The organism is Flavobacterium sp. N1736 (assembly GCF_025947065.1).
Classification (GTDB): Bacteria; Bacteroidota; Bacteroidia; order Flavobacteriales; family Flavobacteriaceae; genus Flavobacterium.
In genome coordinates, this window is record NZ_CP109994.1 from 1491794 (window position 1) to 1515343 (window position 23550).

A 23550-nucleotide genomic window follows, 5' to 3' on the forward strand; every position below is an offset into this window, starting at 1 on the left:
TGGAAATTATTTTTCAATCTTATTCAATCCTAAAATTATCCGAAAGGACAGCTCCTTTTTTGATAACGACAATTCCATCTTTAATACTGTATAATTCGTTTGTAAAATTATCTAAGTGTTTTCCACCGTTAATATGAACATTATTTCCAATTCGGACGTTTTTATCAATTAAAGCATTACTTATAAAACAGTTTTCACCAATTCCAATATGAATTTTATTGATCGTGCTTTCATGATTCATTTCGTCAAGATCCTGGTAAAAGTCATTTCCCATCACATAACAGTTTTCCAAAACAGTTCCCGTACCAATTCTGGAACGAATACCAATTACCGAACTTTTTATTTCTTTAGCATTTATAATACAGCCTTCAGAAATTAAAGATTGATTTATAATTGAATTTCTAAATTTTGATGGAGGCAATAATCTTGGTCTTGTGAAAATTTTATTTTCATTATCAAACAAATTAAACTCCGGAATATCTGCTGTCAAGCCGATATTTGCTTCAAAAAACGATTCGATGTTTCCAATATCTGTCCAATAACCTTCATATTGATAACTTAAAATTTTATGTTTTCCAACGGCTTGCGGAATGATTTCTTTTCCAAAATCTTTCGTTTCAGGATCTGCCATTAATTCTTCCAGCAACTGCTTATTGAAAATATAAATCCCCATCGATGCCAAGTATTTTTTACCTTTTTCCTGCATGTGTTCACTCACTTCAGATTCCCATTGAGGTAATAAAGAGGCGTCAGGTTTTTCGATAAAAGCTTCAATACAGTTTTCATGATTGGTTTTAAGAATACCAAATTCTGGAGCATCCTTAGCGTTTACCGGTAAAGTTGCAATAGAAATAGCGGCATCGGCAGCAATATGAGCCTCCAACATCTCGTTAAAATCCATTTGGTATAATTGATCTCCGGACAAGATTAAAGCGTGGTCGAATTCATGTTTTTGAAAATGTGACATACATTGACGAACAGCATCCGCAGTTCCCTGAAACCATGTTGGATTATCAGGTGTTTGTTCTGCTGCCAAAATATCAACAAAAGACTGACTAAATATGCTAAAATTAAAGGTGTTTTTAATATGGGCATTCAATGACGCTGAGTTAAATTGCGTTAAAACAAATATTTTAAATATATCTGAATTGATGCAATTTGAAATTGGAATATCAACCAATCGGTATTTTCCGCCAATTGGAACTGCCGGTTTTGATCTGGTTTCTGTTAATGGAAACAAGCGTGATCCTTGTCCTCCTCCTAAAATAATAGCAACGACATTTTTCTTTTTAAACTTCATTTTTCTCAATTATTAGGTTGTATATCTCAATGTATTCTTGGCAAACTCTTTCCCAGGAATGATCTATGCCCATTCCTGTTTCTCTAATTTTATTGAAATTTATTTTGTCATTATACAATTTCACAGCGCGATTTATAGAATAACAAATATCTCCTACCGAGGCCTGATCATGACAAATTCCATTGCCATTATCTCCAAAATCAATTACGGTATCACGCAAACCTCCGGTTCTTCTCACAATCGGAATTGTACCGTAACGTAACGCATACATTTGATTTAATCCGCAAGGTTCAACCCTTGAAGGCATTAAAATATAATCTGAACCGGCATAAATTAAATGTGCTAGATCTTCATTATAACCTATAAAAACATTGTAATTACCATTGTAATCATTACGTAATTGCACTAATTGTTCTTCAATTACAGCATTTCCGGAACCTAAAATCAAAATATTGATATTCTCAAAATTTTCAGACAGTGCCAAAGCTGAAGCTTGCGGCAATAAATCTCCTCCCTTTTCCTCAAACAAACGACCAATGAAACTGAATAATGGTTTTGTAGGATCTAACTCAAATTGTTCACACAACACTTCTTTGTTTTTCTGTTTACCAATCTGACAATTCTTAATCGAATAATTTTCTGCAATCATTTTATCTTTAAAAGGATCCCAGACTTCAATATCAATTCCATTCAAAATACCCTTTGATTTACTTCGAACCGAATTAAACAAAGATTCTAAACCATTTGCAGCATAATTTATTTCATTTAAATAACTGGGAGAAACAGTCGTAACGGCATGAGCACATTTAACTCCAACAGCCAATGAATTCAAAGAATTTCCCCATTCGAGAAAACCTACATGAATTAAATCAAACTCAGGTAAATAGTGCAGTTTATCAAAACCAAACCAACCCTGATACAAACCATTGTGAATTGTAATTACAGTTCGTATGCTTTTTAAACTTTCATATTTATAAGCATATTTTATTATAAAAGGAATTAATCCTGTATGATGATCATGGCAATTTATAATTTCCGGAACAGTTTTTCGAGCCAAAAGCCAATCTAATGTAGCAATTTGAAAAGACAAAAAACGTTCAATATCATCTTCATATCCATAAACATTCTGACGATCAAATAATTCATTAATTTCAATCAGATATAATTCATAACCAAGTTTATCCGAAGTTTCTTTTAAAACACTAAATGGAAAATTAAAATTTCCCAACTTGACATTTCCCCAATGAACACACTCAAAATCATTCTCTTTTCTAAATTTTGTATCATAACAAGGAACCACAACTCGAACCTTGTGACCTGCATTGGTCTGGTATTTAGGCAATGCACCAACCACATCGGCCAAGCCACCAACCTTTGCCATCGGATAACATTCTGCGCTGATATGAAATATTTCCATGGTAAAATTTATAAGCCTAATAATTTATATAATTCAGGAATTTTTTATTTTAGTACACATTTATTAAAGTGTTACTTTTATGTTTTCTAAATTTAGGAAAAAATAAACAAAACGAAGCCTCCAAATTAAATTTATTGATATGACAAAAAAGGTAAATAATCCTACTAAATCATTAAAAATTCCACAGTTTATAATTATATCCTGTAAAATATGTGCTTTTATTTCTACAAAATTGGTTACCTCCTACGCAGCCAGATTATTTACGACTCCTATAAAGCATAAACTTCCAAAACGTGAGCTTGAAATGGATCGTAAAAGCATTCAAAATACAATCTACATTCCCCGGATTGATAAAAATATAGTAACTTATAAATACGGCGAAAGTGACCGAAAAATTTTATTAGTTCACGGATGGTCAGGAAGAGGTACGCAGCTTTTTAAAATTGCTGACGAACTTTTAAAGGCTGGATATTCGATTGTTAGTTTTGACGCTCCTGCACATGGAAAATCGAAAGGAAAAACGACTATTATGTCTGAATTTATCGCTTCTATTTTAGAAATCGAAAAATATTTTGGCCCATTTGAAATAGCAATTGGTCATTCATTAGGCGGAATGTCTGTTTTAAATGCAATTAAAGATGGCTTACACGTAAATAAAGCTGTAATAATTGGCAGCGGAGATATAGTTCAGGATATTTTAGATGATTTTATCGCAAAATTAGGATTGAAACAAGAAATCAGCGAACGTTTACGTGACTATTTTGAGGAAAAATACCACGTTAAAATGAATGATTTTTCAGCTTATAAATCAGCGCTAAAAATTCAAATTCCAGTTTTAGTAATACACGATAATGACGATCCGGAAGTTCCTGTAAAAGCAGGAATCCACATACACAATCAATTGAAAAACGGAACTTTATATCTTACTGATGGTCTTGGTCATCGAAAAATTCTTGGTAATCAAAATGTGATAAAAAAAATACTGGAGTTTATTTAAAGTAATTAACTTTGTGATAGTTACGATTTTAATTATTTAATTCTAAAGAAAAATAAAATGGATTTATTTGGAGAAACATCGGATTGGGAAAGTAAGCTAAAACCTATTTTGAAGAAATATAAAGGAAAAAAGCATCCTTTAGAATATCAAAATACGTATCAATTGCTGGTAATGGTAGTTTTATCAGCACAAGATTCCGACGCAAATATTAATAAAATTGCACCATCTTTATTTGAAAAATACCCAACTTTAAATAGTTTGTCCAAAACTGATCCTGAAACATTTATTCCCTACATAAGCAAAGTTCGAAATTATCCAACAAAAGCGCAATGGCTTCTTGAAATTGCAAAAACCATTAAAGATGATAAAGATATTCCTTTAAACATGAAAGAATTAACAGCTTTAAAAGGTATAGGAAGAAAATCTGCAAATGTAATTTTAAGAGAAACCCACAAGCCAGCTGAAGGAATAATTGCAGATTTACATGTTATTCGTGTAGCTCCCAGGATAGGTATAATAAAAGAAAGTAAAGATGGGAATAAGGTTGAAAAAGATCTTATGCAAGTATTACCAAAGAATATTTGGTCAGAAATAGGAATGGCAATCTCGTTCTTAGGACGAGAAACCTGCAGACCACAACCAAAATGCGAAGAATGTCTAATTGCAGACTATTGCCAATATTATCTAACACAAGTAATATAAAACTGTTATTTTCTCCTCGTGTCAATGAGATAAATAATCTTCCAAGAATCTTTTTCTTTGAATAAAGTAAAAGTATTGACTCCCAAATGACTCAATTTATCATTCAGATAAAATTCATAAGGAGCCCAAACATGTGCCATAGTTCCGTCAACTTGTATATTATAGCTCAATATCTTTTCTTTAAATTTTAAATCAGGAGGTATTGCAGCAATAGATTTGTAAAATTCACTTGCAATTTCGCCAGATAGTTTATTTCCTTTAGCTGCACTTTCACTAATGGATTGCAAAATAATTCTATCCGAACAAATTGATTTCAATTTAATTGTATCTTTTTGATGAAATGCCTCAAAAAAAGATTCAATAGTTTTTTGCACATCTTGTTGTTGTGCGTTCGAAGATAATCCTGCAAATACTAAAATTATAATAAAATATGTTTTCATAAGTATATTTATTAAACTCCAAACTGACTCAAATGATGGTCCAGATGTTTTGCAAACATATTATTCCATTCCTTAGCCGTTAGTCTCCCAAAAGAATGAGATTCTTTTCCTTCAAAGTAATTTTCACCTAACTCTTGAGTTCTATTAATATAACCGATTAATCTTGTTTTTTCAGTCTCAAAATTGCGATTTCCTTTAATAAGGAACTGTTGGGCAGTTTTACTATTTCTGGGATATGGATTATCGTTAACAACACTACTTTTAACCAAAACTTTCAAAATAAATTTTATAAAGCCATTAGGTTTAGGATGAATATCGTCGTAAACCATTTCGTATGTTACATTACAATGCGCAAGCATTTGATCAACACTCATTTTACCCCAAACAGCCTTCGAATCGTAATTTAATTGATTAATACGATTTATAAAGTCATTAGAATCCTCTTTAGAAAAAATATTCTTCATAATCTAAATCTATTAAATGGAATTTTCTTCAAACAAAGATATTAAAATATAATTTATTAAGAATACTCCCTATTAACAAGTAAATTAGTGTATAAATTACAAATTACTACAAAACAAAAAACCCCATTTCGTTAGAAACAGGGTTTTTCAAAAGAAAGGCGACGACATACTCTCCCACAAAACTGCAGTACCATCTGCGCAGGCGGGCTTAACTACTCTGTTCGGGATGGGAAGAGGTGAGCCCCGCCGCAATAACCACCTTAAGGTTGTTAGTCTGAAGTCCGAGGTCATAAAGTGGCAGGTCTTTCGACTTTCGACTTTAATCTTTCGACTTAAAGACTGCCCGCGACGGGCAAATATCTTAACATACTGAGATAAAGAAAGTATTTTAGTTTTAGAAAGTTTCTCCCTCCCGATTGCTCGGGAGGAAAAGGGTGTACATAAGCTTACGGATTATTAGTACTACTCGACTATGACATTACTGCCTTTACATCTATAGCCTATCAACGTGGTCATCTTCCACGATCCTTAAAAGAAATCTCATCTTGTGGTGGGTTTCGCGCTTATATGCTTTCAGCGCTTATCCCTTCCAAACGTAGCTACTCTGCGGTGCCCCTGGCGGGACAACAGATACACTAGAGGTTTGTCCAATTCGGTCCTCTCGTACTAGAATCAGATCCACTCAAATTTCTAACGCCCACAGTAGATAGAGACCGAACTGTCTCACGACGTTCTGAACCCAGCTCGCGTGCCACTTTAATGGGCGAACAGCCCAACCCTTGGGACCTTCTCCAGCCCCAGGATGTGACGAGCCGACATCGAGGTGCCAAACCCCCCCGTCGATATGAGCTCTTGGGGGAGATCAGCCTGTTATCCCCGGCGTACCTTTTATCCTTTGAGCGATGGCCCTTCCATGCGGAACCACCGGATCACTATGCTCTACTTTCGTACCTGATCGACCTGTATGTCTCTCAGTCAAGCTCCCTTATGCCATTGCACTCTACGCACGGTTACCAAGCGTACTGAGGGAACCTTTAGAAGCCTCCGTTACTCTTTTGGAGGCGACCACCCCAGTCAAACTACCCACCAAGCAATGTCCCCCACAATATGGGGTTAGGCCTCAGATAAACAAAGGGTTGTATTTCAACAATGACTCCACAACGCCTGGCGACGCCACTTCACAGTCTCCAACCTATCCTACACATCATTTATCCAAGGTCAATACTAAGCTATAGTAAAGGTGCACAGGGTCTTTTCGTCCCACTGCGGGTAAACGGCATCTTCACCGTTACTACAATTTCACCGAGCTCATGGCTGAGACAGTGTCCAGATCGTTACACCATTCGTGCAGGTCGGAACTTACCCGACAAGGAATTTCGCTACCTTAGGACCGTTATAGTTACGGCCGCCGTTTACTGGGGCTTCAATTCAATGCTTCTCCGAAGATAACATCTCCTCTTAACCTTCCAGCACCGGGCAGGTGTCAGGCCCTATACTTCATCTTACGATTTTGCAGAGCCCTGTGTTTTTGATAAACAGTCGCCTGGACCTCTTCACTGCGGCCCCCATTGCTGGGGGCGACCTTTCTCCCGAAGTTACAGGTCTATTTTGCCTAATTCCTTAGCCATGAATCTCTCGAGCACCTTAGGATTCTCTCCTCAACTACCTGTGTCGGTTTACGGTACTGGTACTAATTACCTGAAGTTTAGAGGTTTTTCTTGGAAGCCCTTAGGCGCACTATCTCTTTGTCCGAAGACTCCGAGTACTATCGTATTTCCCCAAGACGCGTGGATTTGCCTGCGCATCTTATAGGTAGGTACTTCAACGAACTATTCCGTCAGTTCGCGGCGCTTTCATCACTCCGTCACCCCATCACAGTAATTAGTAGTACGGGAATATTAACCCGTTAGCCATCGACTGTCCCTTTCGGGTTCGCCTTAGGACCAGACTAACCCACAGCTGATTAGCATAGCTGTGGAAACCTTAGTTTTTCGGTGTGCGGGTTTCTCGCCCGCATTATCGTTACTTATGCCTACATTTTCTTTTCTAACCAGTCCAGCATACCTGACGATACACCTTCAACCCTGTTAGAATGCTCCCCTACCACTTACAGTAAACTGTAAATCCATAGCTTCGGTAATACGCTTATGCCCGATTATTATCCATGCTCGTCCGCTCGACTAGTGAGCTGTTACGCACTCTTTAAATGAATGGCTGCTTCCAAGCCAACATCCTAGCTGTCTGGGCAGACAAACCTCGTTCTTTCAACTTAGCGTATATTTGGGGACCTTAGCTGATGGTCTGGGTTCTTTCCCTCTCGGACTTGGACCTTAGCACCCAAGCCCTCACTGCTGTGAAACATTATATAGCATTCGGAGTTTGTCAGGAATTGGTAGGCGGTGAAGCCCCCGCATCCAATCAGTAGCTCTACCTCTATATAACTTTATGCACAGCGCTGCACCTAAATGCATTTCGGGGAGTACGAGCTATTTCCGAGTTTGATTGGCCTTTCACCCCTACCCACAGGTCATCCGAAGACTTTTCAACGTCAACCGGTTCGGTCCTCCACTGTGTGTTACCACAGCTTCAACCTGCCCATGGGTAGATCACACGGTTTCGCGTCTAACACTACTGACTAAAGCGCCCTATTCAGACTCGCTTTCGCTACGGATCCGTGGCTTAACCACTTAACCTTGCCAGCAACGTTAACTCGTAGGCTCATTATGCAAAAGGCACGCCGTCACCCCACGAAAGGGCTCCGACCGCTTGTAAGCGTATGGTTTCAGGATCTATTTCACTCCGTTATTCACGGTTCTTTTCACCTTTCCCTCACGGTACTGGTTCACTATCGGTCTCTCAGGAGTATTTAGCCTTAGCGGATGGTCCCGCCAAATTCAGACAGGGTTTCACGTGCCCCGCCCTACTCAGGATACCACTATCTATTACACTTGTTACCCATACGGGACTATCACCCTCTATGGTGCCGCTTTCCAGCAACTTCCGGTTCCTTGTGCATAAAATGTCGTGGTCCTACAACCCCAGCATTGCCGTAACAACACTGGTTTGGGCTAATCCGCGTTCGCTCGCCACTACTTACGGAATCACTTTTGTTTTCTTCTCCTCCGCCTACTTAGATGTTTCAGTTCAGCGGGTTTGCCCACCTATCGGTGTACTATGTCTTCAACATAGTGGGTTGCCCCATTCAGGTATCTGCGGATCAATCGGTGTGTGCCCGTCCCCGCAGCTTTTCGCAGCTTATCACGCCTTTCATCGCCTCTGAGAGCCAAGGCATCCCCCATACGCCCTTATTTTGCTTATTGTACCAATCATAAAATCAATTATGACCGTTTTTTTTGTCTTTTACAATAAATTGTAAAAAACGCTTTCTACTTTTTATTATTTTCTTATCTCAATATGTCAATGAACTTTATTTAGTCGAAGCTCAAAAGTCAAAAGTCGTCAAGTGAATCACTTTGGACTTTATAACTTTAGACTTTATGACTAAAATCGTGGAGAATAACGGAGTCGAACCGTTGACCTCCTGCGTGCAAGGCAGGCGCTCTAGCCAGCTGAGCTAATCCCCCATTTTTCAATCTTAGATTGTAGAATTCAGATTTTAGATTTCTTGAGTTCTTCTCTAATTTCCTGTGGTGAATCCCAACTTCCAGAATTTCCTTTTTTAAGCTTAACTTTAAATCTAAAATCTATAATCTTAAATCTAAATTTTAGTAGTCCCGGGCAGACTCGAACTGCCGACCCCTACATTATCAGTGTAGTACTCTAACCAGCTGAGCTACGAGACTCTGTTTTACTTAAAATTTATTATTTGAACTAACAGCAAGAGTAAAATAGCCTTGAAATCAAAACCCATAAAGCTTCTTCTTTTTTCCCCAGCGTGTGTTTCCACTAACACTAAGGCTCTAGAAAGGAGGTGTTCCAGCCGCACCTTCCGGTACGGCTACCTTGTTACGACTTAGCCCTAGTTACCAGTTTTACCCTAGGCAGCTCCTTGCGGTCACCGACTTCAGGCACCCCCAGCTTCCATGGCTTGACGGGCGGTGTGTACAAGGCCCGGGAACGTATTCACCGGATCATGGCTGATATCCGATTACTAGCGATTCCAGCTTCACGGAGTCGAGTTGCAGACTCCGATCCGAACTGTGACCGGTTTTATAGATTCGCTCCTGGTCGCCCAGTGGCTGCTCTCTGTACCGGCCATTGTAGCACGTGTGTAGCCCAAGGCGTAAGGGCCGTGATGATTTGACGTCATCCCCACCTTCCTCACAGTTTGCACTGGCAGTCTTGTTAGAGTTCCCGACTTGACTCGCTGGCAACTAACAACAGGGGTTGCGCTCGTTATAGGACTTAACCTGACACCTCACGGCACGAGCTGACGACAACCATGCAGCACCTTGTAAATTGTCTTGCGAAAGTTCTGTTTCCAAAACGGTCAATCTACATTTAAGCCTTGGTAAGGTTCCTCGCGTATCATCGAATTAAACCACATGCTCCACCGCTTGTGCGGGCCCCCGTCAATTCCTTTGAGTTTCATTCTTGCGAACGTACTCCCCAGGTGGGATACTTATCACTTTCGCTTAGCCACTGAAATTGCTTCCAACAGCTAGTATCCATCGTTTACGGCGTGGACTACCAGGGTATCTAATCCTGTTCGCTACCCACGCTTTCGTCCATCAGCGTCAATCAATTAGTAGTAACCTGCCTTCGCAATTGGTATTCCATGTAATCTCTAAGCATTTCACCGCTACACTACATATTCTAGTTACTTCCTAATAATTCAAGTCTAACAGTATCAATGGCCGTTCCACCGTTGAGCGATGGGCTTTCACCACTGACTTATTAAACCGCCTACGGACCCTTTAAACCCAATGATTCCGGATAACGCTTGGATCCTCCGTATTACCGCGGCTGCTGGCACGGAGTTAGCCGATCCTTATTCTTACGATACCGTCAAGCTGCTTCACGAAGCAGTGTTTCTTCTCGTACAAAAGCAGTTTACAATCCATAGGACCGTCATCCTGCACGCGGCATGGCTGGATCAGGCTTGCGCCCATTGTCCAATATTCCTCACTGCTGCCTCCCGTAGGAGTCTGGTCCGTGTCTCAGTACCAGTGTGGGGGATCTCCCTCTCAGGACCCCTACCCATCGTTGCCTTGGTAAGCCGTTACCTTACCAACTAGCTAATGGGACGCATGCTCATCTTTTACCGTTGTGACTTTAATAGTTCAGCCATGCGGCCGTACTATACTATGAGGTATTAATCCAAATTTCTCTGGGCTATCCCTCTGTAAAAGGTAGATTGCATACGCGTTACGCACCCGTGCGCCGGTCTCTAGCTCCGAAGAACTATACCCCTCGACTTGCATGTGTTAAGCCTGCCGCTAGCGTTCATCCTGAGCCAGGATCAAACTCTTCATCGTATATTGTTGATCTCAATTAATCAAGATCGTATTGTTATTCGAATCAGTCTCTATCGGTTCTTTTTAATCTCTCGATTATCTTACTCTTATTCTTTTGCTCTAACATCTCTGTTAAAGCGGCTGTCAATTCAATATGTCTACGAACGTGTATTTCTTTTTAGTCTCGCTTGTGTTTCAAAGCGGGTGCAAAAGTAGAAAACTTATTTCTTACTGGCAAATGTTTTTTGAAGTTTTTTTTGAGAAATTTTCATTCCCTTTTTCCTTCCCAAACCTTACCAATCTATCAATGAACTTTCCGTGTTTTGCGGGGTGCAAATGTAACATCTGTTTTCAAATCTCACAAGCTTTTTTTAATCTTTTTTGAAAATAAATTTTCCTTCCGATTGTATTTGCCTGCCAGTATTTCAGTGAACGCCCGTCGTTGTTGCGGGTGCAAAAGTAGCACCTTTATTTACATTTACAAGCCTTTTTTTTATATAATTTCAATCTTTTTTATAACTCGCTGGTATAACGTTTTTTACAACCCGAAGTTTTTTTATGGCTATCCTGCTTTTGACGGGGTTTGCCTGTTTTGGGTAGTTTGCTCGCAAAGGCGCTAAAACGCAAAGTTTGTTTTTACTGGGTTTTATGAATCGCGCAAAGGCGCAAAGTCGCCAAGTTCTGCTTTTTCCTGCTCTTTATACTAAATGTTTCTTCTCAAAACCGCTGCCTGGCCCCGATAGTCCCGAAGCTTCAGAAGGAAATCCTTTTGGTTTTTTCTTTAAAAAAGCAAAAAATTGAAACGGATAGCGGGAAATGGCTCCTGATTCAAATTATAATAAATGCGTATCAATAGTAAACCCGACAGGTTTTAAAAACCTGTCGGGTTTGGTAAAGTAATTTGCTCCTAATTATAGTAGCAAAATGTACCTTATATATAGGTAGGTTATTTTTTGTTGAGCGTTTTTGCTTTTTCTTCCCAATGATTCATTAAATCATCATAGTTAACCGGTTTTGCAGGTTTTTGATTTATTAATCTTCCGGATTCAAATGCCCTAACCAAAATTGTCTCTATTAAATAATCTTCGTTGACTTCATAAGGTTTATATTCTGTCTTTAAACTTATATCAAATAAATTCGCCGTCGTATTTGATACGAAAGCCTTGAAACCACTTTTTAAAGTTCTGATTAATTCATAGGTTGTAATTCCGGTTTGGCGATGAATTAGCTTTACAAGAATCTGACCTTGCTTTCTGGAGAGCTTTTTAAGTCTTTCTTCGAATTCATTATTAAGGTAGTCTTCTACAATTTTGAAATATTTCTTTTTTTCACGATTGGTTTTTAAACGTGCCATACCCTGATTTAAAGCTGTCAATCTATCTGATGCTAATTTTGCATACGGATAGGTTTTATAAACCCTGTTTTGAAGAATCAAAAATTGCTTTTGCGTTTCGGGATCCAGCTTTTCTTTAGATATAATAATCTCAGGCAACTCGATTGTATCATTGAGGATAGAATCCTGTTCGGTTAATTTATAACCCATTTCCTGATTTTCTTTGGGAGTAACCTGGGCTTGACTTGTGAAAGAAATCAATATAAAAAATAAAACAAAGCTTGTAAATCTCATAGAGTCATAATTTAAATGTAAAATTATATATTTATACACAACTCTAATACCAAATTTATAAATTAGCGCAAAAATATTTTTATGAGCACAAAATCTATCTTAAAAGATACCTCTATTACTTTTCTTGAAAGCTACCTAAATAATGCCTCTCCTACCGGTTACGAAAGTGAAGGTCAAAAACTTTGGATGAATTATCTAAAACCTTATGTTGATACTTTTATTACGGATACTTACGGAACGGCTGTTGGAGTGATTAATCCGGATGCTCCTTTTAAGGTGGTGATTGAAGGACATGCTGACGAAATTTCGTGGTATGTAAATTATATTACTGATGATGGCTTATTATATGTTATTCGCAATGGTGGTTCTGATCATCAGATTGCGCCTTCTAAAAGGGTTCATATTCATACTAAAAAAGGGATTGTAAAAGGTGTTTTTGGATGGCCGGCAATTCATACCAGATTACGTGATAAGGAGGAATCTCCAAAACTTAGCAATATTTTTATCGATTTGGGCTGCGAAACTAAAGAACAAGTCGAAGCAATGGGCGTTCATGTTGGATGTGTGATTACATATCCTGATGAATTTATGATTTTGAACGAGAATAAATTTGTCTGCCGCGCAATCGATAACAGAATGGGCGGTTTTATGATTGCAGAAGTTGCCCGTTTATTACATGAAAACAAAAAAACGCTTCCGTTTGGATTATATATTGTAAACTCAGTTCAGGAAGAAATTGGTTTACGTGGCGCAGAAATGATTGCACAAACGATTAAACCAAATGTCGCCATTGTTACAGATGTTTGCCACGACACCACTACTCCAATGATAGACAAAAAAGTAGAAGGTGATCTTAAAATGGGACGAGGCCCGGTTATCGCTTATGCGCCTGCTGTTCAAAATAAATTACGTGATTTAATTGTAGATACTGCCATAGAAAATGAAATTCCATTTCAGCGTCACGCAAGTTCAAGAGCTACAGGAACTGATACTGATGCTTTTGCTTATAGTAATGGCGGCGTAGCATCGGCACTGATTTCTTTGCCACTGCGTTACATGCATACCACTGTAGAAATGGTACATAAGGAAGATGTAGAAAATGTGATTCAGTTGATTTATGAGTCATTATTGAAAATTGAAAACAATGAAACTTTTTCTTATTTTAAATAAGAAATAATTTAAAACGTCGGTTCAGCTATTTATTAGCCGAACCGACAAATAAAAAACAGCATGAAAATTTTACTACTCGAAGACGATTTTACTTTATCTAAAGAAATCTCAACATTCTTTACCTTAAAAGAATTCGAGTGTATTCCTTATTATGATGGTTCATTATTATTGAAAAAATACTTTCCTTATGAGTATGATTTAATCATTCTTGATATAAATGTTCCCGGTATAAACGGAATTGAGGTTTGCAAAGGCATTCGTGAAGTCGACAAAAAGACTCCTATTATTATGTTAACCGCTTTTAGTGAGATTGAAGATAAATTAGCTTCTTTTGATAATGGTGCCGATGATTATTTGGTTAAGCCTTTTCATTTTGAAGAATTGTATGCCCGAATTTCATCTCTTTTAAGACGAAAAGAAATTCCGCAGCAAACAGACAACAAAATTGTTCTTGAGGATTTAGAAATTCTGGAGGATGAAATGAAAGTATTTCGCTCTGGTGAAGAAATCAAATTAACACCAAAAGAGTTTAAACTCATTTTAATTTTAGCTCACGCCAAAGGAAAAGTATTGTCTAAACAATTTATTGCCGAAAAACTTTGGGATTATCATATAGAAACCAATCAAAATACAATAGAGGTTTATATTAATTTTTTAAGAAAGAAAATTGATAAAGACCATGAAACAAAATTAATTCGAACAAAAATTGGTTACGGATATTATTTAAGCGATCAGGAATGACATTAAAAAATCGAATATCACTTTTAGTAAGTTTATTATTTACAATCCTTTTTGGGTTGGCTTCGACATTGATATTTGTTTTATACTCGAATTTTAGAAAAGAAGAATTCCGGGATCGGTTAGAAATTAAGGCACTTTCAAATATAAAGCTTTTAGTAAATGTAAAAGAAGTCGATGATGAGCTTTTAAAAGTGATTGATCAAAATTCGATTAATAAATTGTATGATGAGAAAACATTGGTTTTTGATTCTCATTACAAACTTATTTATAGCAGTATTGATGATGCTAAAGTTAACTGGTCGATTGATGATTTAAAATATTTAAAGAAAAACAAAACCTTCTTTAAACAACAAGGCGATTATGAAGTTTATGGTGTTTTTTATGATACTAAAGACAAAGATTTTTATGCCCTTATATCTGCTACAGATAATTATGGTAAACGAAAATTGCTTTTTCTTAGATATACTTTAATTATATCGTATATCTTTTTTACCTGTATTTGCTGGGTTCTAACTTCATTTATGGTAAAAAAAGCAATGAACCCTTTAAATGTATTTCATCAAAAAATTAAAAATATAAACGAGAATAATCTAGACACTCGTATTGCATCCAAAAGCAATAAAAATGAAATTGACCTAATTGCAAATGAATTCAATTTTATGATGGATCGTATCGAAATCTCCTATCAAAAACAAAAAGAATTTACTGCACACGCTTCACACGAACTTAGAACTCCCCTATCGCGAATTACTTCTCAAATTGAGAATACAATCAACGATCCTGCAACATCTATAAAAGGCAAAAGCTTTTTAAAAACGATTTTATCTGATGTAAATCAATTAACAGAATTGATTAATTCACTATTGATCCTGTCTAAAATTGACAATAAAAATCAGGAGAATCATGAAGTTCAAAGAATGGATGAAATTTTATTTTCTGCTATTGAGAGTTTAAATAAAAGTTTTCCTGATTTTGTTATTCTTTTTGAAATGGAAGAAAATGAAAATCTGGATACAGCTTTAGAAATAAAAGGAAATAAAAACCTGCTTGAAATTGCAATAAGCAATGTTTTAAAAAATGCCTGCGTTTACTCTGATAATAAACAAGCTAATGTAAAAATCAGTACTGAAAACGACAATCTTGTTATTTTAATTTCTAACACAGGAAGGACACTAACTGAAAACGAGCAAAAAAATCTATTTCAGCCATTTATGCGTGGCAAAAATTCAAAAGGAACTTCTGGCTTTGGGCTTGGTTTACGTATTGTTCAGCGTATTCTTAATCTTCATAACGCATCTATAACTTACAGTATTCCAGATATTAACACGAATTTATTTCGGTTATTTTTTCATTCGTAATTATTTTTAAGCTAATTTTAAGGTAGATTTTAAGGTGTCTTAAAGTCTGCTGATAGCATATTTGTACAAATTAAAATTGATACAATGAAAAAACTATATGCATTATTGTTACTTGCATTATTCAATCAGGTAATTATGGCACAAAAAACAGTTACACTTCAAGACTGTGAAAGCCAATTTCTTAGTAAAAATCTTTTTTTGTTGGCATCTCAATATAATATAGATGCTTCAAAAGCATTAACGATTCAAGCCAGAATTTGGGATAATCCCACAATTACTGCCGAATTAAATGCTTATAATCCTGAAAGAAATCAATATTTTGATATTGGAAAAGAAGGACAAAAAGCATTTGGTGTTGAACAGCTTATTTATTTAGGCGGGAAAAAACGCAATGAAATAAAGCTCGCGCAAACCAATGAAAAACTGGCTGAATTACAGTTTAATGATCTTTTAAGGACACTGAAACTTCAATTGCGCAAAAGTTTTTATACTGTTTATTACAATACAAAAAGCCTTGAAACGACAGATAACCAACTTACTCATATCGAAGATTTAATCAATTCATATACCGTTCAGGTACAAAAAGGAAATCTTCCGCTAAGAGATCTTGTGCGCTTGCAATCGCTTTATCTGAATTTTAAAAATGAACGCATGGAAGTTGTCAATGATAATATTGAAGAACAGGGAAATCTGAAATTATTACTGAACTCACAAGAAAATGTGGTTCCTGAAGTTTCAAAAGAAGAATTTGATAAATACCTAAAAACCATTCCTTTTGATCTTAAAGCATTTGAAGATGAAGCTATTGTAAATCGTCCCGATTATTTAGCCAAACAAAAAGATATTGAAGCAAATGAATTGAATGTAAAATGGCAAAAATCACTTTCTGTTCCTGATATTACTGTAGGCGCAAATTACGACCAACGAAGCGGCGCTTTTAATAAAGAAGCAAACTTAACACTTGGAATTCCGTTACCACTTTGGAACAAAAACAAAGGAAATATTAAATATGCTCAAACTATTTTAGAACAGTCGAAAGTTGAAAAACAAAATTTTGACCTGCAATTGCAAACCGAAATCACATCGGCATGGAATAAATGGGATGAATCCCGTAAAAACTACATTGTTATTAAACCAACTGTAAATTCAGATTTTGAAGCTGTGTACAACGGAATTTTAACCAATTTTCAAAAACGAAATATCAGTTTACTGGAATTTACAGATTTTATGGAAAGTTATAATCAGGCAGCTGTTCAGTTAAACGAACTCAAGAAAAAAGTAGCACTTTCCGGCGAAGAATTAAATAGTACAATCAACAAAGACTTATTTTAAAACTAAATAAAATGAAATATAAACTAATTATAGGAATTGCTCTTGTGAGTTTATCAATTACAAGCTGTAAAAAGGAAGTTGAAAATCCTGAAACCAGTACCTCTTTTGCATTAAGTGACGCCATGCTAAAAACCACTACAACGGCTGTAGCACAAACGCAGCCCGTAAAAAATGAATTAAGTTTTTACGGAAAAATTACAGCCGACAATAATAAAATGATTGATGTATACCCGCTTGTAGGCGGAAATGTAGTAAAAGTAAATGTAGAACTTGGAGATTATGTACGTAAAGGACAAGTTCTGGCTACCATAAAAAGTACTGATATTGCTGATTTTGAAAAGCAGTCTATTGATGCAAAAAGTGATTTATTAGTAGCAAAAAATGGTTTAAAAGTAGCTCAGGAATTATTTGACGGAAAATTAAATTCAGAAAGTGATGTACTTCAGGCAAAATCAGAAGTGAACAAAGCACAGTCTCAATTGAATAAAATTCAGGAAACCTATAAAATCTATAATATTAAAGCCGGATCTATTTATGAGGTTACGGCCCCAATTAGTGGTTTTATCATTCAAAAAAGCATCAATCAGGATATGCTTTTAAGAAACGACCGCTCTGAGAATATATTTGATATTGCAGAAATCAGCGAAGTTTGGGCATTGGCTAATATTAATGAAATTGATATTAACAAAGTAAAATTAGGAATTGATGCTGATGTAACCACTTTAAGTTATCCGGATAAAGTTTTTAAGGGAAAAGTAGATAAAATCTTCAATGTTATTGATCCGGAAACAAAAGCAATGCAGGCACGTATAAAACTAAAAAATCCGGATTTTATGCTAAAGCCGGACATGAATGCCAATATAAAATTGTCATTTAATGAAAATCAATCCATGATTGCAATTCCAAGCAAAGCCATTGTTTTTGATAAAAGTAAAAACTTTGTAATGATATTTAAAGACCGTCACAATATCGAAACCAGACAAGTTGAAGTTTACAGACAAGTTGGTGACGTAACTTATATTTCCAGCGGATTAAAAGAAAACGAGAAAGTTATTACAAACAATCAGCTATTTATTTATCGCGCTTTAAACGAATAAGACATGAACAAATTCATACGAAATATTATTGCTTTTTCACTAAAGAATAAAGCATTTACCTTCTTTTGGGTTGGATTATTGGCTGTTGCAGGATTTATTTCTTTTAAAAATATGCCTATTGATGCATTTCCTGATGTAACGAATACTCAAATTATTATCATTACACAATGGAACGGAAAAAGTGCCGAAGAAGTAGAACGTTTTGTTACTTCGCCTATAGAAATCTCTATGAACTCGGTACAAAAAAAGACCAGCGTTCGCAGTATTACCATGTTTGGATTATCCGTAATTAAAATCATTTTTGATGATGGTGTAGATGATACTTTTGCACGTTTTCAAGTAAACAATTTATTAAAAAATGTTTCGCTGCCAGATGATGTCGAACCGGATGTTCAGCCGCCTTACGGACCAACTGGTGAAATTTTCAGATATATTGTGAAAAGCAACAGTCGCGATAGTCGGGAATTATTAACGTATCAAAACTGGGTTATTGACAAACAACTTCGTTCAGTTCCGGGCGTTGCCGATTTAAATGTTTTTGGCGGTCAGACAAAAACGTATGAAGTTGGAGTTGATCCTATTAAATTAGCAAAATACAATATTACACCACTTCAGGTTTACAATGCTGTCAATGCAGGAAACTTAAATGTGGGTGGAGATATTATCGAAAAAAACGGACAAGCTTTTGTTGTGCGTGGCGTGGGACTTTTAAAATCGATTCAGGATATCGAAAACATTATTGTAGATGATGCCAACGGAAATCCAATTTTAGTAAAAAACCTGGCTTCTGTTTACGAAAGTTCAATGCCAAGAGTTGGACAAACTGGTTTAGGCAATAATGATGATGCCGTTGAAGGTATTGTTGTCATGCGTAAAGGAGAAAATCCGCAGGAAACACTGGCTTTGATAAAAGATAAAATAAAAGATTTAAATGATAATGTTCTCCCGAAAGACATAAAAATTGAAACTTTTTACGATCGTGATAACTTAATGAATTTCACGACAGAAACAGTAATGCATAACTTATTTGAAGGCATTATTCTGGTTACATGCGTCGTATTTCTTTTTATGGCCGACTGGAGAACCACTTTTATAGTTTCAATTGTTATTCCGTTATCGTTATTGTTTGCCTTTTTGTGCCTGAAAATGATGGGAATGAGTGCAAACCTATTGAGTTTAGGTGCAGTCGATTTCGGAATTATTATTGATGGTGCGGTGGTGATGGTCGAGGGATTGTTTGTCGTTTTAGACCACCGTGCACATCAATTAGGAATGACGGCGTATAATAAAATTGCAAAAGGCAGTTTGATTAAAAAAACCGGAGCTGAAATGGGAAAAGCCATTTTCTTCTCTAAATTAATTATTATAACGGCTTTATTACCAATTTTCTCCTTTCAAAAAGTAGAAGGAAAAATGTTCTCGCCTCTCGCCTATACTTTAGGTTTTGCATTAATGGGAGCATTACTTTTTACTTTGACTTTAGTTCCGGTTTTATCACATATTCTTTTAAACAAGAATGTAAAAGAAAAAAACAATCCTTTTGTTAACTTCTGGGATCGAATTGTGGGTAAAAGTTTTGCCTGGACATTCAAACATAAATCAAAAACATTAATTGCCTCAATAGCGGTTTTGGTAACCGTATTTTTCTCGGCTACGTTTTTAGGAACCGAATTTTTACCACAATTAAATGAAGGTGCTTTATGGGTAACGGCAGAATTGCCAATGAGTACTTCTTTGCCTGAAAGTGTAAAAACAGCGGCAATGATTAGAAAAGATCTCGAAAGTTTTCCGGAAGTAAAAAATGTTCTGTCGCAAACCGGTCGAAGTAATGACGGAACTGATCCGAATGGATTTGGATTTATACAGCTTCAGGTCGATTTAAAACCAAAATCTGAATGGACCCGAAAAATTTCAATGGATGATTTGATCAATGAAATGGATCAGAAATTAAAAGTGCATCAGGGAATTACTTATAATTATTCGCAGCCTGTAATTGACAACGTTGCAGAATCTGTTGCCGGTTTTAAAGCTTCAAATGCCGTCAAAATATATGGCGATGATCTTGATAAACTGGATGAATTATCAAACGAAGTTTTAAAACAAATCAAAGATATTCCGGGTATTAAAGATGTTGGAATTTTACGAAATGTTGGACAGCCTGAAATTAGCGTAATTCTGGACAGAGATAAAATGGCTGCTTACGGAGTGACGTTAAGTGATGCCCAAGCGGTTTTAGAACTTGCCTTTGGAGGAAAAACAGCAACAGAAAAATATGAAGATGAAAAGAAATTTGATGTAAGAGTTCGTTTTTCTAAAGAATATCGTAAAGATGAAAATGATATTGCCGAACTAAAAGTGCCAACAATTAGCGGCATTAAAATTCCGTTGAAAGAAATTTGCGATTTAAAAACAATTACCGGTCCTGCTTTTATTTACAGAGATAATACCAAACGTTTTATTGGCGTAAAATTTTCTGTTCGTGATCGCGATTTGGGAAGTACAATTGCCGAAGCACAGGCAAAAGTTGCAAAAATGAAACTTCCGGCAGGATATACTGTAGGCTGGACAGGAGAATTCGAAAATCAGGTTCGTGCCAGCGCACGTTTGGCGCAGGTTGTACCAATAAGTTTAATCGGGATTTTTGTACTTCTGTTTATTTTATTCGGAAATATTAAAGATTCATTACTTGTTTTGGCGAATGTTCCATTTGCTATTATTGGCGGAATTATGGCGCTGCACATTACAGGAATGAATTTTGGAATCTCGGCTGGAGTCGGTTTCATTGCCTTATTAGGAATTTGTATTCAAAATGGTGTGATTTTAATTTCAGAATTTCATCATAACCTGAAAGCAAAATTCTCCCTCGAAGAATCCATTTTTAGAGGCGTAAAAGCAAGAACAAGAGCAGTAGTTATGACAGCACTTATGGCGTCGATTGGTTTAATGCCGGCAGCAATTTCAACAGGAATTGGTTCTGAATCCCAAAAACCATTAGCAATCGTAATCATTGGAGGATTAGTTACAGCAACTATTTTAACGCTTTTAGTATTCCCGATTATCTTCTGGGTATTCAATCGCAAAAAACATGTTCCTATAGAATAGTGATTTTAAAAATAAATTAATTGATTGGTTAGATTAATTTGGTTTGGTTTTAAAAGAAAAAGCATTCACCGCGGTGAATGCTTTTTTAATTCTATACTTTACGATTTATCATAAAATAAAAAAAACGACCTTCTGCTCAAAGAAGATCGCTTTTATATACTAACTCAAACTTTTTTTAAACTCTTATTTTAAATCTTTCAAAAGTGCAATAGCTTCTGTTGCATTTGATAATTGTGCATATTTTAAAGCTGTATATCCTTTTTCGTTTTTGTCACCAGGACGAGCGCCGCTAGCTAATAAAACTTTGATGATTTCAACTTTGTTGTAACGTGCTGCAGTCATTAAAGGAGACATATCGTCTGACTTTTCATTTACATTAGCACCATATTCAATAAATTTTTTAACTACTTCGATGTCACCTTTACTAACAGCAACATTTAGCGGAGTTGCGTCCCAAGCTGAAACTTCAACTGGTTGTTTTACTACTAATTGTTGATTTGAAGCCATTGATACATTTGCAAATGCTACTAAAGCTAATCCTAAATAAATTACTGAATTTTTCATAATGATTTTTTGTTAAATTGATTGATAAATATTTGATTGATAATGGGTTGTTCTAAATTCTTGTACAAATGTAAATTAAAATTCGATACTTTGCATTACAAGGTACTATGTTTTAACCAATTATTAACGTTTTGTTAATAGACTCATAATATCAAGAACGTTTAATTGATGTTTCCGTATAATAGACGCAGCAAAAGTAAAAATGTTACACTTAATTGAATATTTTATCAAAAATTAATCTCAAAATCTTCACAAAATCCAAAAGCAATCCTCTACCTTTTTAACTTTACTTTAAAATTAACTGTAGAAAAAGCCCGAAAAATAAATTAAAACCAAATAAATAGGCTGGAAAATATAAATTAACAATCTAAATATGTCAATTTAAAAGAAAATACAAAAAGAAAGAAAATACATCTGTTCTTAAATTGATATTTTAACATTTTTAAAATAAACAGCAAATAACAACATTAAGGAATACACTTTTAACCAAAAAGTAACTAACAAATGATCTTGAATTGGAGAATCATAAGCATTAGAAAACGTCAAAAAAGATTTTAGAAAGAGAGAATAAAAAAAGCCACAGATTACAAGATTAAAACGATTATTAAAAAATCAGGTTAATCAGGCAATCTGTAGCTTAAATATTTTTTATTTATTTTTAAGAAGAATCTCTAAAATAAAATAAAGTACTTATTTTTTAGAACTAAGATATTCTACCACATTTTTTTCAATACGCTGATCAATATTAGCGATATCAGCTTTCACAAATTTTTCTCCTAAGATATTCTCGTATAATTCAATATATCTTTCAGAAACCGACTCAATATAAGCGTCTGTCATTTCCGGAATCTGCTGTCCTTCCTGACCTTGAAAACCATTTTCGATCAACCAGCGACGAACAAACTCTTTAGACAATTGTTTTTGCTCCTCCCCTTTTTCCTGTCTTTCCTGATAACCGTCAGCATAAAAATAACGAGAAGAATCAGGCGTATGAATTTCATCAATTAAAACAATAACGCCATCTTTTGTTTTACCAAATTCGTATTTAGTATCAACTAAAATTAAACCGCGAGAAGCAGCAATTTCAGTTCCTCTCTGAAACAAATCACGAGTAAATTTTTCTAAAACGATATAATCTTCTTCAGAAACAATTCCTTTTGCTAAAATATCTTCACGAGAAATATCTTCATCATGAGAACCGTTATCCGCTTTTGTAGTTGGTGTAATAATTGGCTCAGGAAATTTATCGTTTTCCTTTAAACCTTCAGCCATTGTTACACCGCAAATTTGTCTTTTTCCAGCAGCATATTCTCGTGCAGCATGACCAGAAACATAGCCACGAATGACCATTTCAACTTTAAAAGGCTCACATAAATGTCCCACAGCAACGTTTGGATCCGGAGTTGCAATTAACCAGTTTGGAACAATATCTTCTGTTAATTCCATGAATTTTGTCGCAATCTGATTTAGAATTTGTCCTTTGTATGGAATTCCTTTAGGTAAAACCACATCAAAAGCCGAAAGTCTGTCGGTTGCAACCATTACCAAAAGTTCGTCGTTTATATTGTAAACTTCTCTAACTTTTCCGCGGTAAACTGATTTTTGATTCGGGAAATTAAAATTTGTAGTTGTGATCGTATTGCTCATTATCCTTAGTTGTGTTGTTTTTTATGATTGCAAATTTAAAACTATTTCAGAGAGTTTCATAATGAAAACAAAGAGATAAGTTAAGAAATATCATAATTTGCAGTTTTGTACTCTTTAATTAGAAACAAAAAATCCCAAAAGAAAAATCTTTCGGGATTAAATTATCTGTGTAAAC

Annotated in this window: 15 protein-coding genes, 2 tRNA genes and 3 rRNA genes; 8 read left to right on the top strand and 12 right to left on the bottom strand. The window is 35.7% G+C overall.

Translation table 11 applies throughout. The features are described from left to right. Window positions 1–19 precede the first annotated feature (19 nt). Both OLM54_RS06510 and OLM54_RS06515 read right to left on the bottom strand, forming a co-directional pair. Complete coding sequence (locus tag OLM54_RS06510) at window positions 20–1300, bottom strand: glucose-1-phosphate adenylyltransferase (protein ID WP_264537784.1); 1281 nt, start codon at window positions 1298–1300, stop codon at window positions 20–22. Then, window positions 1290–2717: a glycogen synthase gene (locus tag OLM54_RS06515; RefSeq protein WP_264537785.1), complete on the bottom strand. Its 1428-nt coding sequence runs from the start codon at window positions 2715–2717 to the stop codon at window positions 1290–1292. Before OLM54_RS06515 ends, OLM54_RS06510 begins: the two co-directional genes overlap by 11 nt. 139 nt (window positions 2718–2856) lie before the next feature. On the opposite strand from OLM54_RS06515, the gene OLM54_RS06520 reads away from it, so the two are divergent. Further along, window positions 2857–3714, top strand: coding sequence for an alpha/beta hydrolase (locus OLM54_RS06520; protein WP_264537786.1), 858 nt, complete (start codon window positions 2857–2859; stop codon window positions 3712–3714). Window positions 3715–3771: 57 nt separating this feature from the next. Next, window positions 3772–4416, top strand: coding sequence for an endonuclease III domain-containing protein (locus OLM54_RS06525; protein WP_264537787.1), 645 nt, complete (start codon window positions 3772–3774; stop codon window positions 4414–4416). A 5-nt stretch (window positions 4417–4421) separates the two neighbouring features. Here OLM54_RS06525 and OLM54_RS06530 read toward each other — a convergent pair whose 3' ends face one another. The 8 genes from OLM54_RS06530 to OLM54_RS06565 form a co-directional block, all read right to left on the bottom strand. After that, window positions 4422–4856 carry a nuclear transport factor 2 family protein gene (locus OLM54_RS06530; protein WP_264537788.1) on the bottom strand — a complete coding sequence of 145 codons (435 nt, stop codon included), beginning with the start codon at window positions 4854–4856 and terminating at the stop codon, window positions 4422–4424. Between the two features lie 11 nt (window positions 4857–4867). Next, window positions 4868–5320, bottom strand: a complete 453-nt coding sequence (locus OLM54_RS06535; RefSeq protein WP_264537789.1) for a DUF1569 domain-containing protein — start codon at window positions 5318–5320, stop codon at window positions 4868–4870. 153 nt (window positions 5321–5473) lie between these two features. Then, a 5S ribosomal RNA gene (rrf, locus tag OLM54_RS06540) occupies window positions 5474–5583 on the bottom strand. Window positions 5584–5756: 173 nt separating this feature from the next. Continuing rightward, a 23S ribosomal RNA gene (locus OLM54_RS06545) occupies window positions 5757–8640 on the bottom strand. Between the two features lie 190 nt (window positions 8641–8830). Next, window positions 8831–8904, bottom strand: a tRNA-Ala gene (locus OLM54_RS06550). Window positions 8905–9049: 145 nt separating this feature from the next. After that, a tRNA-Ile gene (locus OLM54_RS06555) sits at window positions 9050–9123 on the bottom strand. Between the two features lie 121 nt (window positions 9124–9244). Continuing rightward, window positions 9245–10758, bottom strand: a 16S ribosomal RNA gene (locus tag OLM54_RS06560). Together the 16S, 23S and 5S rRNA genes with 2 tRNA genes alongside form the textbook arrangement of a ribosomal RNA operon. A gap of 925 nt (window positions 10759–11683) precedes the next feature. Continuing rightward, entirely contained in the window at window positions 11684–12364 is a 681-nt protein-coding gene (locus OLM54_RS06565; RefSeq protein WP_264537790.1) for a DUF4294 domain-containing protein, read from the bottom strand. Between the two features lie 81 nt (window positions 12365–12445). Between OLM54_RS06565 and OLM54_RS06570 the strand changes: the two genes are divergently transcribed. The 6 genes from OLM54_RS06570 (at window position 12446) to OLM54_RS06595 (ending at window position 21164) form a co-directional block, all read left to right on the top strand. Then, a complete protein-coding gene (locus OLM54_RS06570) occupies window positions 12446–13534 on the top strand; it encodes a M42 family metallopeptidase (protein WP_264537791.1) in 1089 nt (362 codons plus the stop codon). A 60-nt stretch (window positions 13535–13594) separates the two neighbouring features. Then, window positions 13595–14275 carry a response regulator transcription factor gene (locus tag OLM54_RS06575; RefSeq protein WP_264537792.1) on the top strand — a complete coding sequence of 227 codons (681 nt, stop codon included), beginning with the start codon at window positions 13595–13597 and terminating at the stop codon, window positions 14273–14275. Continuing rightward, the gene (locus OLM54_RS06580; RefSeq protein WP_264537793.1) at window positions 14272–15633 is read left to right on the top strand and encodes a sensor histidine kinase; all 1362 of its coding nucleotides are present in this window, start codon (window positions 14272–14274) and stop codon (window positions 15631–15633) included. Before OLM54_RS06575 ends, OLM54_RS06580 begins: the two co-directional genes overlap by 4 nt. 84 nt (window positions 15634–15717) lie before the next feature. Continuing rightward, window positions 15718–16965 (top strand): TolC family protein, encoded by a 1248-nt coding sequence (locus tag OLM54_RS06585; RefSeq protein WP_264537794.1) that lies wholly within the window; start codon window positions 15718–15720, stop codon window positions 16963–16965. Between the two features lie 11 nt (window positions 16966–16976). Next, window positions 16977–18062, top strand: coding sequence for an efflux RND transporter periplasmic adaptor subunit (locus OLM54_RS06590; RefSeq protein WP_264537795.1), 1086 nt, complete (start codon window positions 16977–16979; stop codon window positions 18060–18062). A gap of 3 nt (window positions 18063–18065) precedes the next feature. Further along, the gene (locus OLM54_RS06595; RefSeq protein ID WP_264537796.1) at window positions 18066–21164 is read left to right on the top strand and encodes an efflux RND transporter permease subunit; all 3099 of its coding nucleotides are present in this window, start codon (window positions 18066–18068) and stop codon (window positions 21162–21164) included. A gap of 183 nt (window positions 21165–21347) precedes the next feature. On the opposite strand, the gene OLM54_RS06600 is transcribed toward OLM54_RS06595, so the two are convergent. Together OLM54_RS06600 and OLM54_RS06605 are read right to left on the bottom strand one after the other, a co-directional pair. After that, window positions 21348–21728, bottom strand: a complete 381-nt coding sequence (locus OLM54_RS06600) for an ankyrin repeat domain-containing protein (protein ID WP_264537797.1) — start codon at window positions 21726–21728, stop codon at window positions 21348–21350. Window positions 21729–22418: 690 nt separating this feature from the next. Beyond that, window positions 22419–23375: a phosphoribosylaminoimidazolesuccinocarboxamide synthase gene (locus OLM54_RS06605; protein WP_264537798.1), complete on the bottom strand. Its 957-nt coding sequence runs from the start codon at window positions 23373–23375 to the stop codon at window positions 22419–22421. Window positions 23376–23550 lie beyond the last annotated feature (175 nt).

Bases quoted from the DNA above. Each gene is read 5' to 3' on its own strand.
- OLM54_RS06510 (WP_264537784.1), bottom strand. From the start codon at position 1,300: ATGAAGTTTAAAAAGAAAAATGTCGTTGCTATTATTTTAGGAGGAGGA.
- OLM54_RS06515 (WP_264537785.1), bottom strand. From the start codon at position 2,717: ATGGAAATATTTCATATCAGCGCAGAATGTTATCCGATGGCAAAGGTT.
- OLM54_RS06520 (WP_264537786.1), top strand. From the start codon at position 2,857: ATGACAAAAAAGGTAAATAATCCTACTAAATCATTAAAAATTCCACAG.
- OLM54_RS06525 (WP_264537787.1), top strand. From the start codon at position 3,772: ATGGATTTATTTGGAGAAACATCGGATTGGGAAAGTAAGCTAAAACCT.
- OLM54_RS06530 (WP_264537788.1), bottom strand. From the start codon at position 4,856: ATGAAAACATATTTTATTATAATTTTAGTATTTGCAGGATTATCTTCG.
- OLM54_RS06535 (WP_264537789.1), bottom strand. From the start codon at position 5,320: ATGAAGAATATTTTTTCTAAAGAGGATTCTAATGACTTTATAAATCGT.
- OLM54_RS06565 (WP_264537790.1), bottom strand. From the start codon at position 12,364: ATGAGATTTACAAGCTTTGTTTTATTTTTTATATTGATTTCTTTCACA.
- OLM54_RS06570 (WP_264537791.1), top strand. From the start codon at position 12,446: ATGAGCACAAAATCTATCTTAAAAGATACCTCTATTACTTTTCTTGAA.
- OLM54_RS06575 (WP_264537792.1), top strand. From the start codon at position 13,595: ATGAAAATTTTACTACTCGAAGACGATTTTACTTTATCTAAAGAAATC.
- OLM54_RS06580 (WP_264537793.1), top strand. From the start codon at position 14,272: ATGACATTAAAAAATCGAATATCACTTTTAGTAAGTTTATTATTTACA.
- OLM54_RS06585 (WP_264537794.1), top strand. From the start codon at position 15,718: ATGAAAAAACTATATGCATTATTGTTACTTGCATTATTCAATCAGGTA.
- OLM54_RS06590 (WP_264537795.1), top strand. From the start codon at position 16,977: ATGAAATATAAACTAATTATAGGAATTGCTCTTGTGAGTTTATCAATT.
- OLM54_RS06595 (WP_264537796.1), top strand. From the start codon at position 18,066: ATGAACAAATTCATACGAAATATTATTGCTTTTTCACTAAAGAATAAA.
- OLM54_RS06600 (WP_264537797.1), bottom strand. From the start codon at position 21,728: ATGAAAAATTCAGTAATTTATTTAGGATTAGCTTTAGTAGCATTTGCA.
- OLM54_RS06605 (WP_264537798.1), bottom strand. From the start codon at position 23,375: ATGAGCAATACGATCACAACTACAAATTTTAATTTCCCGAATCAAAAA.